The organism is Pseudomonas sp. FBCC-B1565 (genome assembly GCF_059133265.1).
Genome location: NZ_CP101438.1, coordinates 3372511 through 3388438, shown reverse-complemented (window position 1 = coordinate 3388438; position 15928 = coordinate 3372511). Strand labels below are relative to the sequence as shown.

Annotated in this window: 13 protein-coding genes; 3 read left to right on the top strand and 10 right to left on the bottom strand. The window is 62.2% G+C overall.

The annotated features are described in order from the left end of the window. Window positions 1–51 precede the first annotated feature (51 nt). Together NL123_RS15950 and NL123_RS15945 are read left to right on the top strand one after the other, a co-directional pair. Window positions 52–762: a response regulator transcription factor gene (locus NL123_RS15950; RefSeq protein ID WP_058425926.1), complete on the top strand. Its 711-nt coding sequence runs from the start codon at window positions 52–54 to the stop codon at window positions 760–762. Further along, window positions 759–2225: a sensor histidine kinase gene (locus NL123_RS15945; protein WP_248481594.1), complete on the top strand. Its 1467-nt coding sequence runs from the start codon at window positions 759–761 to the stop codon at window positions 2223–2225. The genes NL123_RS15950 and NL123_RS15945 overlap by 4 nt, the downstream gene beginning before the upstream one ends. Here the strand turns inward: NL123_RS15945 and NL123_RS15940 are convergent. The 3 genes from NL123_RS15940 to NL123_RS15930 form a co-directional block, all read right to left on the bottom strand. Then, window positions 2188–3120, bottom strand: coding sequence for an alpha/beta fold hydrolase (locus tag NL123_RS15940; protein WP_494355746.1), 933 nt, complete (start codon window positions 3118–3120; stop codon window positions 2188–2190). The genes NL123_RS15945 and NL123_RS15940 overlap by 38 nt on opposite strands. An 80-nt stretch (window positions 3121–3200) precedes the next feature. Further along, the gene (locus NL123_RS15935) at window positions 3201–5456 is read right to left on the bottom strand and encodes an ATP-dependent DNA helicase (protein ID WP_494355745.1); all 2256 of its coding nucleotides are present in this window, start codon (window positions 5454–5456) and stop codon (window positions 3201–3203) included. Beyond that, window positions 5453–7099 carry a VRR-NUC domain-containing protein gene (locus tag NL123_RS15930; protein WP_494355744.1) on the bottom strand — a complete coding sequence of 549 codons (1647 nt, stop codon included), beginning with the start codon at window positions 7097–7099 and terminating at the stop codon, window positions 5453–5455. The genes NL123_RS15935 and NL123_RS15930 overlap by 4 nt, the downstream gene beginning before the upstream one ends. 186 nt (window positions 7100–7285) lie before the next feature. On the opposite strand from NL123_RS15930, the gene NL123_RS15925 reads away from it, so the two are divergent. Beyond that, complete coding sequence (locus NL123_RS15925) at window positions 7286–7510, top strand: YgdI/YgdR family lipoprotein (RefSeq protein WP_494355743.1); 225 nt, start codon at window positions 7286–7288, stop codon at window positions 7508–7510. Between the two features lie 47 nt (window positions 7511–7557). Here the strand turns inward: NL123_RS15925 and NL123_RS15920 are convergent, their stop codons facing one another. The 7 genes from NL123_RS15920 to NL123_RS15890 all read right to left on the bottom strand — a co-directional run bounded on the left by NL123_RS15920 (window position 7558) and on the right by NL123_RS15890 (window position 15718). After that, window positions 7558–7722: a hypothetical protein gene (locus NL123_RS15920; protein WP_494355742.1), complete on the bottom strand. Its 165-nt coding sequence runs from the start codon at window positions 7720–7722 to the stop codon at window positions 7558–7560. A 183-nt stretch (window positions 7723–7905) separates the two neighbouring features. Then, window positions 7906–9336 carry a polyurethane esterase gene (locus NL123_RS15915; RefSeq protein ID WP_494355741.1) on the bottom strand — a complete coding sequence of 477 codons (1431 nt, stop codon included), beginning with the start codon at window positions 9334–9336 and terminating at the stop codon, window positions 7906–7908. Between the two features lie 16 nt (window positions 9337–9352). Next, a complete protein-coding gene (locus tag NL123_RS15910) occupies window positions 9353–10699 on the bottom strand; it encodes a TolC family outer membrane protein (RefSeq protein WP_494355740.1) in 1347 nt (448 codons plus the stop codon). A 2-nt stretch (window positions 10700–10701) separates the two neighbouring features. Then, on the bottom strand, window positions 10702–12015 hold the full coding sequence (locus NL123_RS15905) for an HlyD family type I secretion periplasmic adaptor subunit (RefSeq protein WP_071488358.1): 1314 nt from the start codon (window positions 12013–12015) through the stop codon (window positions 10702–10704). Then, on the bottom strand, window positions 12012–13763 hold the full coding sequence (locus NL123_RS15900; RefSeq protein WP_071488359.1) for a type I secretion system permease/ATPase: 1752 nt from the start codon (window positions 13761–13763) through the stop codon (window positions 12012–12014). Before NL123_RS15900 ends, NL123_RS15905 begins: the two co-directional genes overlap by 4 nt. A 103-nt stretch (window positions 13764–13866) precedes the next feature. Further along, window positions 13867–14241 carry a protease inhibitor Inh/omp19 family protein gene (locus NL123_RS15895; RefSeq protein WP_092243428.1) on the bottom strand — a complete coding sequence of 125 codons (375 nt, stop codon included), beginning with the start codon at window positions 14239–14241 and terminating at the stop codon, window positions 13867–13869. Window positions 14242–14284: 43 nt separating this feature from the next. Further along, a complete protein-coding gene (locus NL123_RS15890; RefSeq protein ID WP_071488361.1) occupies window positions 14285–15718 on the bottom strand; it encodes a serralysin family metalloprotease in 1434 nt (477 codons plus the stop codon). Window positions 15719–15928 lie beyond the last annotated feature (210 nt).

The window sequence follows — 15928 nt, the reverse complement described above, 5'->3', positions numbered from 1 at the left end:
CTGTTGCAAAAGCCGCACAATGCGCGAACTACAAGCGAAGGTTTCTCTTACATGGATCAGCCCAAACGTGTCCTGGTGGTCGAGGACGATGCCCATATCGCCGACCTGATCTGCCTGCACCTGCGTGACGAACAGTTCGAGGTGGTGCACAGCGCCGATGGCAACGAAGGCCTGCGCCTGCTGGAGCAAGGCGGCTGGGATGCGCTGATCCTCGACCTGATGCTGCCCGGCGTCGACGGTCTGGAGATCTGTCGCCGCGCCCGCGCCATGACGCGCTACACCCCGATCATCATCACCAGCGCACGCTCCAGCGAACTGCACCGCATCCTCGGCCTGGAGCTGGGCGCGGATGATTACCTGGCCAAGCCGTTTTCCATGCCGGAACTGGTCGCCCGCGTGAAGGCGTTACTGCGCCGGGTCGACGCCATGGCGCGCAACCTGAAGATGGACGCCGGCAGCCTCGACCTCGGCCAATTGTTCATCAACCCGCTGACCCGCGACGCCACGTTGCAAGGCCAGCGCCTGGACCTGACCCCGCGGGAATTCGACCTGCTGTACTTCTTCGCGCGTCAACCGGGCAAAGTGTTCTCGCGCATGGACTTGCTCAACGCGGTGTGGGGCTACAGCCACGAAGGCTATGAACACACGGTCAACACCCACATCAACCGCCTGCGGGCCAAGGTCGAAGCCGACCCGGCCAACCCGGCGCGCATCCTCACGGTGTGGGGCCGTGGCTACAAGTTTGCCGAGAGCCCGCCATGAAGCTCACCCTCACCCAGCGCCTGTCGCTGGTGTTCGCGGTTTTGCTGTTGATCTGCAGCGGCACGTCGGCGTGGCTGCAGGTGCGTTCCAACCACATGCACGAGCTGGAAGTGGTGCAAGGCCTGTCCCGCGATCTCGCGGCGCATATCGCCCGCGACACCCAACTGATGGACGCTGATGGCCTCAAGCCCGACGCCGTGCGCAACCTGTTCAGCCAGTTGATGCTGGTCAACCCCAGCGTCGAGGTGTACCTGCTCGACATCGATGGCCGTGTGGTCGGCAACGCCGCGCCCAGCGGCCACCTGCTGCGTGACAAGGTCGACCTGGCGCCCATCCGGCGCTTCCTGGCGGGCTTCATGCTGCCGATCCTCGGGGACGACCCGCGCAGCGTCGATGGGCGCAAGGTATTCAGCGCCGCGCCCCTCACCGCCGGCGGACAGCAAACCGGGTTCCTGTATGTGGTCCTGCTCGGTGAAGCCCACGATGCGTACGACGCCAAGGACGCCACAGGCATGGCCTTGAAGATTGCCCTGTGGTCCATCGGCCTGGTCGCCCTGCTCTGCCTGATGGCCGGCCTGATTGCATTTGCCTGGATCACCCGGCCGCTGCGTCAACTCACCGACAAGGTTGGCCAGTTCGACATCAATGGCGCGCCCAAACCGGCAGAAACCACCGCACCGCCACTCACCAGCGGCGATGAGATTGCGGTGCTGGACCAGGCCTTCATGCAAATGGAGAACCGCCTGGGCGAACAATGGCGCGCCATCACCCATCAGGACCAGGAACGCCGGGAAATGGTCGCCAATATCTCCCATGACCTGCGCACACCGCTGGCCTCTTTGCATGGCTATCTGGAAACCCTCTCGCTCAAGGACGCCAGCCTCAGCCCGGAAGAGCGCCGTCGCTACCTAGGGATTGCTTTGGACCAGAGTCGCAAAGTCGGCGGCCTGGCCCAATCGCTGCTGGAACTGGTACGCCTGGAGCATGGCTTTGTGCAGCCAGTGATCGAAGGTTTTTCATTGCCCGACCTGGTGCAGGACATCTTCCAGAAATTCGAACTCACCGCCGAAGCACGCGGCATCACGCTGACGGCGAGCCTGCCGCCGCAGGTGCCGACGGTGCAGGCAGACCTGGGGTTGATCGAACGGGTGCTGACCAACCTGTTGGACAATGCCCTGCGGCACACACCGGTGAATGGCGAAATCGAGGTCATCCTGTCGCCTCAAGCACACGCGGTAGCGGTCACGGTCAGCGACAGCGGGCCTGGCATCGACGCTGAATTACGCGAAGGCTTGTTCCTGCGCGCATTCACCATTGGTGGCGCCCGGCGCGACGGGGGGTTGGGCCTGCGCATCGTGCACCGCATCCTGCAACTGCACGGGCGCAGCATCAGCCTGGTGGACCGCCCCGGCCGAGGTGCGACCTTTACGTTTTGCCTAGAAACCCGAGCATCAGCGCGTTGACCTGTTGCCCCTGCTCGTTCTGGATCCAGTGGCCGCAGTTGGGCAGCACGTGCTGCTCAAGCTGAGGTACTGAGTCCGGCATACGCTTGAGCGTATGCGCCTCGAATACCCCGACCGGGTCGCGGTCGCCGATCAGGAACAACGTGGGTTGCAGCACCTGCTTGCCCGCCAGGTGTTCCGTGCGTTGCCAATTGCGCTCGAAGTTGCGGTACCAGTTCAACGGGCCGCGAAACCCCTGCTCGGCGAAGGTTTGCACGTAGACGTCGAGGTCTGCCTGGGAGCACCAGTGTGGCAACGCGCCGGGTGCTGGAACGCCTTCAAGCAACCTGGCATTCGCCGGTTTGCGTTGCAAAAACACATCCTGATCCTGCATGAACAGCCGCAATGTGCGTTCGATATCGGCGTTCAATTCCTGCTCGGCAACGCCGGGTTCCTGGAAATACAGGATGTAGTTGAAACGGTCGGCGTACAGCTCACGCATGATTTCTATCACCGGCCGCCGCGCTCGCCCGGCGAACGGCACCGACATCGTGATCAGGCGCGTGACCCGTTCAGGTTCGAGCAACGCCATGTGCCAGGCCACCACCGCGCCCCAGTCGTGGCCGACCATCACCACCTGGGAATGACCAAAGTGGTCCATGGCCTGCTGGATATCGCCGCATAGCGTCAGCACGTCGTAATCAGCCACCTCGGCCGGTGCGCTGGAATGGCCGTAGCCACGCATTTGCGGGGCAAATACCCGATAGCCCGCCGCCGCCAGCGCGGGAATCTGCTCGCGCCAGGAGTGCCAGCACTCCGGGAAACCGTGCAGCAGCCAGATCGGCGTGCCCTGCTCAGGGCCGACAATGTGGACACTCAACTCAATACCGTTGACGCTGATGATCTGCTGGCTCATGGGCATCGCCTTCTTCCAGGTTTTTGCCAGCGTGCGCGATTGCCGGCCACGGCGCCAGCATCATTGATAGCAGGAATAACTCACGCCAGCGCCCACCAGCGCGGCAACAACTGGCGTACCCGGCCTTCTCCGAAACGGTCATCGATCAGCATCACCACGCCCCGGTCCTGCTGGCTGCGGATCACCCGGCCCGCCGCCTGCACCACCTTCTGCAGGCCGGGATACAGGTAGGTGTAGTCGTAGCCCGCGCCGAAGATCGCACCCATGCGCAGTTTCATCTGTTCATTCACCGGGTTCAGTTGCGGCAACCCGAGGGTGGCAATGAACGCACCGATCAAGCGTGCCCCCGGCAGATCGATGCCCTCGCCAAAAGCGCCGCCCAGCACGGCAAAGCCGATGCCCTGGCTGTGCTCGGTGAACTGGTCGAGGAACGCCTGGCGCTCGGCCTCGGCCATGCCGCGTGACTGCTGCCACAGCACGATCTGCGGATGTCGCTCGGCGAGTAACTGCGCGACCTGTTGCAGGTAATCGAAGCTTGAGAAAAACGCCAGGTAGTTGCCCGGTTGTTGCGTGTACTGGTGCGCAATCAGCTCGACGATAGGCTCCAGCGAAGCGTGGCGATGCACGAAGCGCGTGGAGATTTCATCGACGATGCGCACCTGCAATTGCTCGGCCTTGAACGGTGATTCCACGTCGACCCATGCGGTGTCGGCCGGCAGGCCCAGCAGGTCGGCGTAGTAATGCCGGGGGCTCAGGGTCGCGGAAAACAGCACGCTGCTGCGGGCAGCCGTCAATCGTGGGCGGATGAATTCGGCGGGCACCACATTGCGCAGGCACAGCGTGGAACTGCTGCGTTTGCCGCTGAGCTGGCGCTTGCTGATGTCGAAAATGAAGTGCTCGTTGAACAGCTCCGCCACCTTGGCAAATTGCAGCACGTCGAAATAGAAGGTTTGCAGGTCGCCGCTGAGGGACTCCGGATGCTCGTTGAAGTATTCGCCCATGGCGCTGGCGCACAGGCTCAGGGCCTGCAGCAGTTTGTCCGGGCGGACGGCGTAGGCCTGGTACGGCGCGAGCTGGTCCTTGTGCAGCGCGTTCCACTCACGGTTGAGGCGCTGCAAGGGTTTCTTCAACGGCTCCGGGGCGCTGTCACGCAGGGTCTTGAGGTGGTACTGGTCGAGGCTGGCGCTGTACATCGAACGCGCCCGTTCGACCAGGTTGTGCGCCTCGTCCACCAGCACCGCCGCGCGCCATTGGTTGAGCTGGGCCAGGCTGAACAGCATGGCGCCAAAGTCAAAGTAGTAGTTGTAGTCGGCGACCACCAGGTCGGCCCAGCGCGCCATTTCCTGGCTCAGGTAGTACGGACAGACCTGATGGGCCAGGGCCACGTCACGCAGGTTGCGCTGATCGAGCAGGCGCACCCTGGACGCGGCGATGCGCGCGGCGGGCAAGCGGTCGTAGAAGCCCTTGGCCAACGGGCAGGACTCGCCGTGACAGGCTTTGTCCAGGTGCTCGCAGGCTTTGTCCCGCGCCACCAGTTCCAGCACGCGCAGTGGCAAGCCAGGGCGGCTGGCATACAACACTTGGGCGGCGTCCAGGGCGAGTTTGCGGCCGGGGGTCTTGGCGGTGAGGAAGAACAGCGTGTCCAGTTGCTGGGGCGCCAGGGCCTTGAGCAACGGGAAAATCGTGCCGATGGTCTTGCCGATGCCGGTCGGTGCCTGGGCCATCAGGCAGCGGCCGGTGCTGACCGCCTTGTACACCGACTCGGCCAGTGAACGCTGGCCAGGGCGAAAATCCGCATGGGGGAACGCCAGCTCCTGCGCGGCGGCGTTGCGCGCTTCGCGGTGCTGCATTTCCTGCTCGGCCCAGCCGAGGAACAGCGCGCATTGCTGGTTGAAGAACGCTTCCAGGTCGCTGGCGTCGAAGCGTTGATTGAGCAGCGTCTCGCCCTCGCCGACGATATCGAAGTACACCAGCGCCAGGTCGATGTCCGGGAGCCCGAGTTTCTGGCACATCAACCAGCCATACACCTTGACCTGAGCCCAGTGCAATTGCCGATGGTTGGCGGGCTGCGCATCGAGGTCACCACGATAGGTCTTCACTTCTTCCAGGCGATTGGCGTCCGGGTCATAGCCATCCGCCCTGCCCCGCACCGTGAGCTGCTGGTATTGACCCTCCAGCGCCACTTCATTCTGGTAGTGCTGGCTGCGCCGCGAGGCCACGGTGCGGTGGCCGGCGATGCCCTCCTGGGCGCTCGGCGACGGCGTGAAGCGCAGGTCGAGGTCACCGACCTTGGCCGTGAATTCGCACAGCGCCCGCACCGCCACGGTGTAACTCAAGCGGGCTCTGCCCAGCGCACATAGCAGACCGTCACCGGCATCTGGTACTCGCCGCAGAACTCCAGCCAGCGCAGTTGGTTGTCTTGCAGGCGATCGCCGGGGCCTTTCACCTCGATCATGCGGTAGGTCTTTTGCGCGGGCCAGAACTGGATCAGGTCGGGCATGCCGGCGCGGTTGGCGCGAATGTCCAGCAGCAGCCGCTCGAACCAGTAGCGCAGGTGCTCGGCGGGCAAACAGGCCAGCGCCTGCTCCAGCAGCTCTTCGCTGAGCAGGTTCCAGAACACGAAGGGCGACTGGATGCCCCATTTGTCGCGGTAGCGTTGGCGGATAGTGGTTTTGTAGCGCTCGTCCTGCAGCTGCTCGAAACACGCGGCGAACAGCGGCGCTCGGCGCTGGTGAAAATCCGCGCTGTGCAGGTCGGCAGGGCCGCGCTGGAACGGGTGGAAGAACGAACCCGGCAGCGGCGCAAAAATCACCTCCCAGCACAGCAGGCCGAACAGCGAATTGATCAGGCCGTTTTCCACGTAGTGCACCGGCCCATCCGGCTCGCTGAGGTGCGCCTGCACGCAGTACTCCACCGACATCAAGGGTTCCGGCAGCGTGAGGGCCAGGTCCAGGCGCGTCAACGGTCGTGGCTTGACCTTGGGCAATGCCGGCTCGCCGAGTTTGCGGCGCAGGCGCGGGATGACGCGCAGCAAGTGCTGCTGTTCGGCGGCGCTTTCCGGCGCCTGTTGGGCGGTGTTCGCCAGGGCCATGGCGTGGGCGTAATCCTCCTGGCGCTCGAGCACGCGGATCAACCGTGAGCGGGCACCGGGGTAGGTGCAGTTCCGGTAAATCCGCTCCGCCAGGGCCAGCTCGGCAGTACGCTCGCAATATTGACCCATCTGAAACAACAACTTGGCGCGGCGTTTCTCCAGCCAGGGGTTATCGGTGTCCAGCGTGGCAATCCCGGCCAGTACATCTTCCAGCGGCTCACCGGCCTCGTACGCCTGCTGGCATTGGTGCAGGAACAGATACCCCTGCACATCGTCACGGTGGCGCAAACCACGGGATTCGGCGCAGAACTCGACTTTTTCATAGGTGTAGATGCCCAGGTCAGCCAACACGAACTCGGACCAGTCCTGATGCAGGTTGCCGAAGAACATCAGGCGCAGACGGTCGCACAGTTCCATCACAGTAAGGCTGAACAACCTGTCGGCCAGGTCGGGGCACCAGGTGGCAAAGCTGCGGCTGTCGGTGAATTGTGCCGACAACCCTTCCAGCCAATCGGTTTTCTTGCCTTTGGGCTGCTCGATCCAGGGTTTGAAAGTGGCCAGGATTTCACCTTTTTGCAGCACGGCGAACAGCTCTTCAAAGGCCAGCAGGTACTGATCGTCCACCCAACCCAGTTCCATCAGCGGCCCGGCAGCAGCGTGGGGGCAACCAATCTCCAGGTAATTGAGCTTGCCCGCACGAAAGTGCACGCCCTTGCGCATCACCATGCGCACCAAAAGCGCCTGGGACGCCTGCGGCAACCTGTCAAATTGCTGAATAAAACGCTGTTCGTCCGGGTCGAGCAAATCGGCATAGCGCAGCCCCAGCCAGAGCAGCACTTGGCGGAAGTTATGCAGGTAATACAGGGGATCGTCGAGGGGATTGGCCATTTCACGCGCTGATCGAATACTGGTTATGCATACAGAGTGCCGCTCCAAATGCGGTGTTGCAATCGGTAATAGATAAATGGCGCCTGCAACTTTTTGTATAAAAGCGATCAGATGGGAGAATCGATGGCGTAACATTTGTGGCCCGCCGCCTCTGGCGCGGGACTTTTCAAAGTCAAGGTAAGGGTTATGAACATGAAGAATTTGGGTCTGCCGCTGGTTGCACTCACTTTTCTGGTATTGGCCGGTTGCGCGACGCAAACCGTAGTGACACTGCAAAATGGCACGCAGTATTTGACCAAGGACACCCCAAACGCCAAGACCGCCGATGGCTTCTACGAATTCACCGACATCGCCGGTAAGCGGGTACGGGTCAAGGCTGCCGATGTCGCGACGGTGATCAAAGAAAAATAACAATGAAAAGCCCCGCAGTGCGGGGCTTTTTTTGCATTGTCGCCCTGTCAATACCGGTAATACGGGTGGTAATACGGGTGATAGTAGGGATGGTAATAGTACGAGTGGTAGTACGGGTGATAGCAGCACGGGCCCGAATACGCCGGGTACACCGCACACCCACCCAACCCCAGTAGTACCAGGGCGCACAGCAACAATCGCAATCGGCACATGCTCGGTTCCTCCCACGTCATCACGCGAAACGGCTCGCTTGATCGTTAAACGCAGGCGTACCGGGCGATCCGTCGCAACAAATAGTTAGATATTTATTTACCGAAGGATTTTCCACGCCGCTGCGTGCAACCGATACCACAGGCCTTACCGGGTGATGGCTGGTGGGGGCAGCATCGCATTGATCAGCCGATGCTGACGCCGTCCGCCCACAGGCCGCCATGCCCGACGCCCACCAAAGTCACCGAGTCGGCGCCAAAGGTGAGCACCGTATCCGCGCCAACCACTTTTGCATGGTCGCGCAGGTCGGTGCTGCCTTCCACATCCTTGAACACCAGCTTGTCCGTGGGTTGATAGCCAATCACCCGATCGTTGCCGAAGTGGCCGCTGAACAGAAAGGTGTTATGCCCACTGTTATCGCGGATCGTGTCATTACCCTTGCCGCCCTCGATAAAGTCCGCGCCCTTGCCGCCCTGGATCAGGTCATTGCCGTCGCCGCCGATGATGAAGGTATTGCCTTTATGCGGTTCGGCATTGCGGTTGAGGTCCTGCACCCAGGTGTTGGCCCGCGCCGGGTCGGACAGGTTGGCCACGATCACGGTGGAATCGCGAGTCATCTGCCCGTAGAAGCCCGATTCGAGAATACGCGTCATGCCATCGCCATAGCCGGTGGGCAGGTGCGAGATCCAGGTCGGCAGGTTGACGATGGAGAACGGCATCACATTCCACAGCGTCGACGCATAGTGGTCGTTGAAGCTGACGATGTTGTCGGTGGTCGACTCATGGGGTTTGTCGTGCACGCCCAGGGACGACAGGTTGAAGGACGAGCCATCCAGGGCCCGGAACACCGGGTCGTTTTCGTAGCCGATATTGAGCACCTTGTCGCCGGCACTCTGGGTCGGCGAGGCATAGGCCACGTAGTTGGTATCCTTGTAGAACCCGGCCCATTGGTTGTTGCTCAGGTCGGCCATGCTGTTGACCGCCAGGCCGCCCAGGCTATGCCCACTGACCACCACATCCTTGCCGCTCAAGCCATGGGCGCTGGCGTAGTCGGCGACATTTTTGAGCAAGCCGCCGAAGGCTTCGCCGGCGTAGTTCTTCGCGTAATCCTTTGGCCCCAGGGCCGCGAGCAAGTCGCTGACCAGATCGCCGATAGAATCGCTGATCAGGGTTTCCCGTGGTCCGGAGGTGCCGCGAAAGCCAATGCCGATTTCCAGCAGCTTGCCGGCATCATCGTACTTGCCCAGCACCTCGACCTGGGCGGTGGTGTAGCCGGCCTTTTCGCCGAAGAAAGTGCCACGGGCATCGACCTTGCCACCGTAGCCCAGGGCGCTGGCGCTGAGCGGCGTCCAACCGGCCTTTTGCACTGCTTCCAGGGCGGCTTTTTCCGAATCCGGGTTCCACGGAATGCCGGGGATAACGCCCTGTGAATCGGTGCTGCCGAGCAACGCGCCGACCAATGTTGCCGGCAAGCCCAGCCCCAGGCCATTGTGCTGGTACCCCACGGCAAAGCCGTTATCCAGGTTGTGATAGCTGTACAACGTGATCGCCATCGCATCGGCGAACAACGCCTTGGAACCCTCGGTGCCGAGGTTTTTGTAGTCAAAGATACCCATGGTATTACCCCTCTTATTATTGATTTACACCCCTTGCAGGGCCGAACGCCTCATCCACTTTGGCCAAATCGGTATCGCGCAGATTGCCCGCGTAGTAATGCAACTTGGTCCAGGCCATCAGGTAGTCATACCGCGCCTGGGCCAGATCACGCCGGGTGCTGTAGAGCTGCTGCTCGGCGTTCAATGCGTCGAGGTTGACCCGCTCGCCACCGAGGATGCTTTGCCTGGTCGACACCACCAGCGCCTCAGCCGACACCAGGGCCTTCTGGTACGCGCGCAATTTGCTCACCCCCGACAGGCAGGCGCTGAACTGGCGGCGCAGTTCGATCAGGGTTTCGCGGGTCTTGCCCTCAAGCTCGTACTCGGCCTGCTCCATGGCGCGGCTGGCCTGGCGGGTAGAGGCCGAGATGCCGCCACCGGCATACAGCGGCAGGCTGACTTCGACGCCGATGGTGTTGGTGTCGTAGCGCTGGTTGTAGGTGTTGCCGCTGTCGGACTCCTGTTGACGCGAACTGGCATAGGCCGTGACCTTGGGCAGATGCCCGGCGCGGTTGCGTTCTACATCATAACGCGCCACTTCCAGGGCCTGGCGCTGGGAGGCCAGCGTGGGGTTGTTGCTGATCGCCAGCTCATGCCAGGTGTCGTAGTTGGCCGGGGTCAGGGTGAACGCGGCAAAACCCTGGTTCAGTGGCGCCAGGTCGTGGATGTCGACGCTCTGTACGCCGATCAAGGCGCCCAGCTCGCGCAAGGACGCGTCCTGTTCATCCAGCGCCTGGATCTCTTCGGCGGTGGCCAGCTCGTAGCGCGATTCGGCTTCCAGAATGTCCGTGCGAGTGCCCTCGCCCTGTTGGAACAAGTGCCGGTTCTGCTGGAACTGTTGCTCGAAGGCCTTCTTCTTGGCGCGGGCGATGTCGATCTGGTCCTGGGCGAACAAGGCCTGGGTGTAGTAGGTCAGCACCCGCACCAGCAACGCCTGGCTCTTGTCACGAAAGCTTTCATCGGCAAACAGCGCCTGGGCCACGCCCTTGCGGTAGTTGGCGTAGGCCTCGTAGTCGAACAGCGGCTGTTGCAGGCTGAAGGTGGAGCCGTAGCTGTTGTAGTTACGGTCGTCGTGATAATTGCCACCGCGCCCGTCTGGCAAGGTGGCCTGGGAGTTGTTACGGCCCTTGTTGTAGTTGTACGACAGCCTGGGCAGTAGCCCGGCGCGGCCGATGGTGCGGTTTTCCAGGCCGGCGTCGCGCTCCTTGATCGCACCGAGAAACACCGGATCGTTACGCAGGGCCTGCTCGTACACATCGAACGGGCCCATGGCCGCCTGGGCACTGGCGCAGGTCAACAGCAAGGCAATAAACACGGGTTTCATGCTCATTCCTCGGTCAGCGCCGAGCCGGCACGGTCGAGCAGCGGCTTGAACAGGTAATTGAGCAACGAGCGCTCGCCGGTGCGCACGAACATCTCGGCGGGCATGCCCGGCTTGATCACCAGCCCATGGAGTTTTTCCAAGGCCGCTTCGCTAACCGTGGTGCGCAGCACGTAGTAAGGCGCACCGGTCTTTTCATCGAGCATCTGGTCCGCGGAAATCAGGCTGACCTCCCCCGGCACCCGGGGCGTGCGGCTCTGGTTGAAGGCGGTGAAGAGGATGTCCACCGGCAGGTGCGTGCCGACCTTGTCCACCAGGTGTACCGGCAGGTGCCCTTCCACTTCCAGGCGCGTGCCCTGGGGCACGATTTCCAGCAGGGTTTCGCCGGCGCGGACCACGGCGCCCTCGGTGTGCACGCTGAGATTGACCGCAATGCCATCCGCCGGGGCGTTGATTTCGCTGTGCTGCAGGTCGAACCCGGCCGAGGTGAGTTGCTGCTCCAGGGTCAGGCTGCGCAGTTGCGCATCGGCCAACTGGCTGCGTACCTCTTTTTGATATTCCTCACTGTGTTGTTGCAGCTTGAGGCGCGACTCGAGAATGCCCTGCTCCACACGGCCACTTTCGCCGGTGTTTTGCGCCAGGTCCTGTTGCACCTGGGACAACTGCCGCTGGTACTCCATCAAGCGGTTGCGCGGGATGTAGCCGTTGTCGGCCAGGGGTTGCAGGTTGCTCAGTTGATCGCGCAGGGACTGGGCCTGGGCGGTCAGGTCAGTGCGCGCACGGCGCATACCGCCCAGCTGTGCGGTGGCGCCCTCGATATTGGCGCGGATGCCGGCCTGCTCGCGGGCAAAAGCTTCGCGGCGACTGCTGAACAACTGGCGCTGGCCTTCCAGCACCAACGCCAGGGCGGGGTCGGGATCGGCACTGAGTTCGACGGGAAAGCGGATGCTGGCGAGGTTGTCGCGCTCGCTCTGCCAGCGCGCCACGCTGGCCCAGGCCATGCGGTACTGGGCTTGCAGGGATTGCACGTCGGCCTGGTGCTGGGTCTGGTCAAGGCGGAACAGCGGTTGGCCTTGTTTTACAAGCTCGCCCTCCTTCACCAGGATCCGGCTGACGACGCCCGGGCTGAGGGTTTGCACGGCCTTGCGCTTGCCCGACACCACCACCGTGCCCTGTACCGGGATGCCCTGGTCCAGTGGTGCCAGGCTGGCCCACAGGAAAAACCCGCCGGCGCCGACCACGGTCAGCAACCATCCCATGCGCGTAAAAAACCTGGCGTCGTGCTCTTTGAAGCGTGGTTCAACTGTGATACTGCTCATGCGCCTGGATTCCTTGCGGCCTGGTACTGACGACTGAAACTCACGCCCGTTTTCTCCCTGGGCGTTTCCTGCTGGCCGGACAATGCGCGAAGCACCTCCTGGCTCGGCCCGAACGCTTGCAAATGACCGTCGCTGAGCACCAGCAACTTGTCGGCCTGGGCCAGCGCCGACGAACGATGGGTCACCAGCACCACGCTGCTGCCCTGGGCTTTCATCTGCACGATGGCGCTGGCCAGGGCGGCTTCGCCCACGGTGTCGAGGTTGGAGTTGGGCTCATCCAGCACGATCAGGCGCGGCCCGCCGTACAGGGCGCGGGCCAGGGCCACCCGTTGCTTCTGGCCGCCGGACAGGCCGCCGCCGTTGTCGCCCAGCACGGTGTCGTAGCCCTGGGGCAAACGCAGGATCAGTTCATGTACACCGGCCTGCTGTGCGGCACGCACCACCTGCTCGGGGTCGGCCTCGCGAAAGCGTGCGATGTTGTCGGCGATGCTGCCGCTGAACAACTCGATGTCCTGGGGCAGGTAGCCGATGTGCGGGCCCAGGTCGTCGCGGTCCCAGCGATGGATGTCGGCGCCATCCAGGCGCACGGTGCCAGCCAGTGTCGGCCATACGCCCACCAGCACACGGGCCAGGGTGGATTTGCCGGAGCCCGACGCCCCGAGCACACCGAGCACTTCGCCGGCGCCCAGATTGAAGCTGACCTGGTGCAAGGTCGCCATACGCCGCCCGGGCGGGCCGGCGCTGACCTGTTCGAAGCTGACCTGGCCCTTGGGCGCCGGCAGCTTCATCTGCTCGACCTCCGGGGGGAACTCGCGCAGCAAGTCATCCAGGCGCTGATAGGCCAGCTTGGCCGAACTCCATTGCTTCCACACCGCGATCAACTGGTCGATGGGGCTGAGCACCCGGCCCATCAGGATGGAGCCGGCGATCATCATCCCGGCGGTCATATCGCCCTTGATCACCAGCAACGCCCCCAGGCCGAGCACCAGCGATTGCAGGCACAGGCGCAGGGATTTGCTCAGGGAGGTGATCACCGAGCCGGTATCACTGGCCTTGTTCTGCAAGCCAAGAAACTGCGAATGCAACGCGAACCAACGGCTGCGCAGTGCGCCGAGCATGCCCATGGCCTGGATGGTCTCGGCATTGTGCAGGTGGCTGGTGGCCAGTTGCGTGGATTGCTGGGAGTAACCACTGGCCTCGCCCAAGGGCTTTTTGGTCAGGTATTCATTCAGGCACGCCAGGCCGATCAGCAGCACGGCGCCGGCCGTGGCCAACACGCCAAGCCACACGTTGAACAGGAAAATCACAAACAGGTAGATGGGAAACCACGGCGCATCAAAAAACGCGAACAGCGCCGGCCCGGTGATGAATTGGCGAATATGGGTCAAATCCCCCAGGGACTGCCCGGCGTGCCCCTGGCCGCGTTGCAGGTTGCGTTCGAATGCAGCCTTGTACACGCGCAAGTTGAAACGCCGCTCCAGTTGGCTGCCGATGCGGATCACGATAAAACTGCGGATCACCTCCAGCAGGCCAATAAACGCAAAGAAGCCCACGACCATCAGCGTCAGCATCACCAGGGTGGTTTCATTCTGGGAGGACAGCACGCGGTCATACACTTGCAGCATATAAATCGACGGCACCAGCATCAGCAGGTTGATCAACGCCGTGAAACAGCCAATGCTGATCAAAATACTCTTGTACTCACCCAGCGCCTTGAATAACGGCGCGGCGGCATGGGATTTTGCCATGGTGTCTGATCTTCCTTGAACCAAATTACGCGCAATAGTTTCCCCAGCCCCGGCGAACGAAGCGGTCAACTAATGAAATCAAGTTATTTACTTATAACGGCAACTAAGGTGCGCGTTGCAGTACAACTTCAAGACCCGTCGGTGTGCGGCCTTTATATTCACCTTCTTTCTGTCGGTTGAGGTGAGTAATACCACTGCCTTCGGCGTTCATCAGCCATATACCGTCGGGTGTTGGCGTCCAGGTCAGGGGCTTGTCGCCCAACCAGTTTGCGACACACGCCACATCGCCGCCCAAGGCATTGGCCTGTTCCAGCAGGTCCAGCGCGCAGACCTGATCCTGCTGGTGCAACTGCCAATGCCCGGCCAACTGGGCGGAGGTAGGTAATACGAGACTGCTCGCCATTGCGTGGGCTCCTGCCGACACGAACATCACCTGCAACACGCAGGCGATCACATTAAACATACGCCGCATCTTCATGCTCCATCCGTAAGGCGCGGCGCCGAAGCGCCGCGCCCGTGCATCACGCTACGATGTCGCTGACCGCAGCCTGGCCGACGGTGGTGACGAGGAAGTCCGCCACGCCGTGCCCGGAGAAGTCCACAGCCAGGGTGCCCAGGTTGGTACCTGCGGCGTAGGTGAGGACTGCATCGCCGGCATGCCCGGTAAAGGCATTGACGAAGGTCAGGCCTGCGCCCTTGGTGATGCCGGACAGGTCGATCTTGTCGGAACCGGAGGTAAAGTCAAAGATCTTGTCCGCCGCGCCCGGCCTGGAATCGGAGCTGGCACCGAACACAAAGGTGTCGTTGCCCGCGCCGCCCCACAATTGGTCCGCCCCGCCGCCACCGTAGATGAGGTCGTTGCCGGCCCCGCCCTTGATCACATTGGCCGCGTTATTGCCGATGATCAAATCGTTGCCGGCACCGCCGAAAGCGTTCTCGACGGTCACGCCCTTGGCGATGGACACGTTGCCCACCAGGCCGCCCACGTCGGAGAACGACGCTTCATTGAGGTTGATCTTCTGGTTCTGGGTGAAACCGGAGAAGTCCAGGGTGTCGTTGCCACCGCCATCCCACACCGAGAACACCAGCTTGTCGGCATTGGAGGTGGCGCTGTAGAAGTCCCGCCCGGTGTTGGAGTTGAAGCCGTAGGTGGTGTCGCCGGCACGGGTGTTGTAGTTGGCGCCGTAGAGCTTCTGGATCGCCGCGATGTCGTCGATCAGCGGAGCGGACGCGTAAGCCTCGACCCCACCCTTGCTGAAGTTCTGGTTGGTGTTGCTCTCGCTCCAGTAGCTCATCAAGCTGTAGCCGCGCGTGTCCTGTCCATAGGTCGCGTCGTTGTAGGTCGGGTTGCCGTTCCCGGCGTTGTAGTCGCCAGGGTGGGCCAGACCCAGGGTATGGCCGATTTCGTGAGTGAGGGTCTGCCGGCCGTAGTTGTTCAGGTCCGGGGTCTTGTTCGGCGTGTAGCTGTTGTTGGTCAGGTACCACGAGGTGCCGTCGTAGCCTGCGCCGGTGCCGGGCAGGTAGGCGAAGGCGGCCGCGCCGTCCTGGCCGCTGCTGTAGTTGCCGAAGGTCATGTGGCCGTCACCGCCGGTGGCTTTCTCGGTGAAGGTGACGTTGGCCACGTCCGCCCAGGATTGCATGGCCAGTACGGCCTGTGCTTTCTGCTGGGCATTGAACTGGCTGAAGCCCGCGATGCCATGTTTGTTCATGGTGCTCGAGGAGGCCGAGGTCAGGAAGGTGTAGGTCAGGTCGATCTTGCCGTTGCCGTCAAAGTCCCGGTACGCGGCGCCGTCGCGCAGCAGCTGGGTGGCCGCCTGGTCAACGGAATAGGAGGGTTTGCCATTGATCGTGAGGTTGCCGCCACGGTCGTACAAATGGCTGAAGCTATCGATTTGCGAGTAAGCGGTGCTGGCTTGCGCCGCCGACACGATAGCCTTGTCTTTTACTTTTGACATAAACGTACTTCCTTGTTTGCAAGTGCATCAGTCTTTGATCGATAGGAACCCCGCGGGCGAGATCGTCCTATCACTCGCCTCTTTTGAAGGCGTAAGAAAACTGACACAACTTGAAATCTTTCGTCTACATCTTTTCCAGCACTAAAAATCGGCAGGCAAACACCCCAGGTAAGTTCCGCTCCATGTTTATTGGGCAGTACCGATGTTGTC

Bases quoted from the DNA above. Each gene is read 5' to 3' on its own strand.
- NL123_RS15905 (WP_071488358.1), bottom strand. From the start codon at position 12,015: ATGAGCAGTATCACAGTTGAACCACGCTTCAAAGAGCACGACGCCAGG.
- NL123_RS15900 (WP_071488359.1), bottom strand. From the start codon at position 13,763: ATGGCAAAATCCCATGCCGCCGCGCCGTTATTCAAGGCGCTGGGTGAG.
- NL123_RS15945 (WP_248481594.1), top strand. From the start codon at position 759: ATGAAGCTCACCCTCACCCAGCGCCTGTCGCTGGTGTTCGCGGTTTTG.
- NL123_RS15930 (WP_494355744.1), bottom strand. From the start codon at position 7,099: ATGGCCAATCCCCTCGACGATCCCCTGTATTACCTGCATAACTTCCGC.
- NL123_RS15910 (WP_494355740.1), bottom strand. From the start codon at position 10,699: ATGAAACCCGTGTTTATTGCCTTGCTGTTGACCTGCGCCAGTGCCCAG.
- NL123_RS15890 (WP_071488361.1), bottom strand. From the start codon at position 15,718: ATGTCAAAAGTAAAAGACAAGGCTATCGTGTCGGCGGCGCAAGCCAGC.
- NL123_RS15925 (WP_494355743.1), top strand. From the start codon at position 7,286: ATGAACATGAAGAATTTGGGTCTGCCGCTGGTTGCACTCACTTTTCTG.
- NL123_RS15920 (WP_494355742.1), bottom strand. From the start codon at position 7,722: ATGTGCCGATTGCGATTGTTGCTGTGCGCCCTGGTACTACTGGGGTTG.
- NL123_RS15940 (WP_494355746.1), bottom strand. From the start codon at position 3,120: ATGAGCCAGCAGATCATCAGCGTCAACGGTATTGAGTTGAGTGTCCAC.
- NL123_RS15950 (WP_058425926.1), top strand. From the start codon at position 52: ATGGATCAGCCCAAACGTGTCCTGGTGGTCGAGGACGATGCCCATATC.
- NL123_RS15895 (WP_092243428.1), bottom strand. From the start codon at position 14,241: ATGAAGATGCGGCGTATGTTTAATGTGATCGCCTGCGTGTTGCAGGTG.
- NL123_RS15915 (WP_494355741.1), bottom strand. From the start codon at position 9,336: ATGGGTATCTTTGACTACAAAAACCTCGGCACCGAGGGTTCCAAGGCG.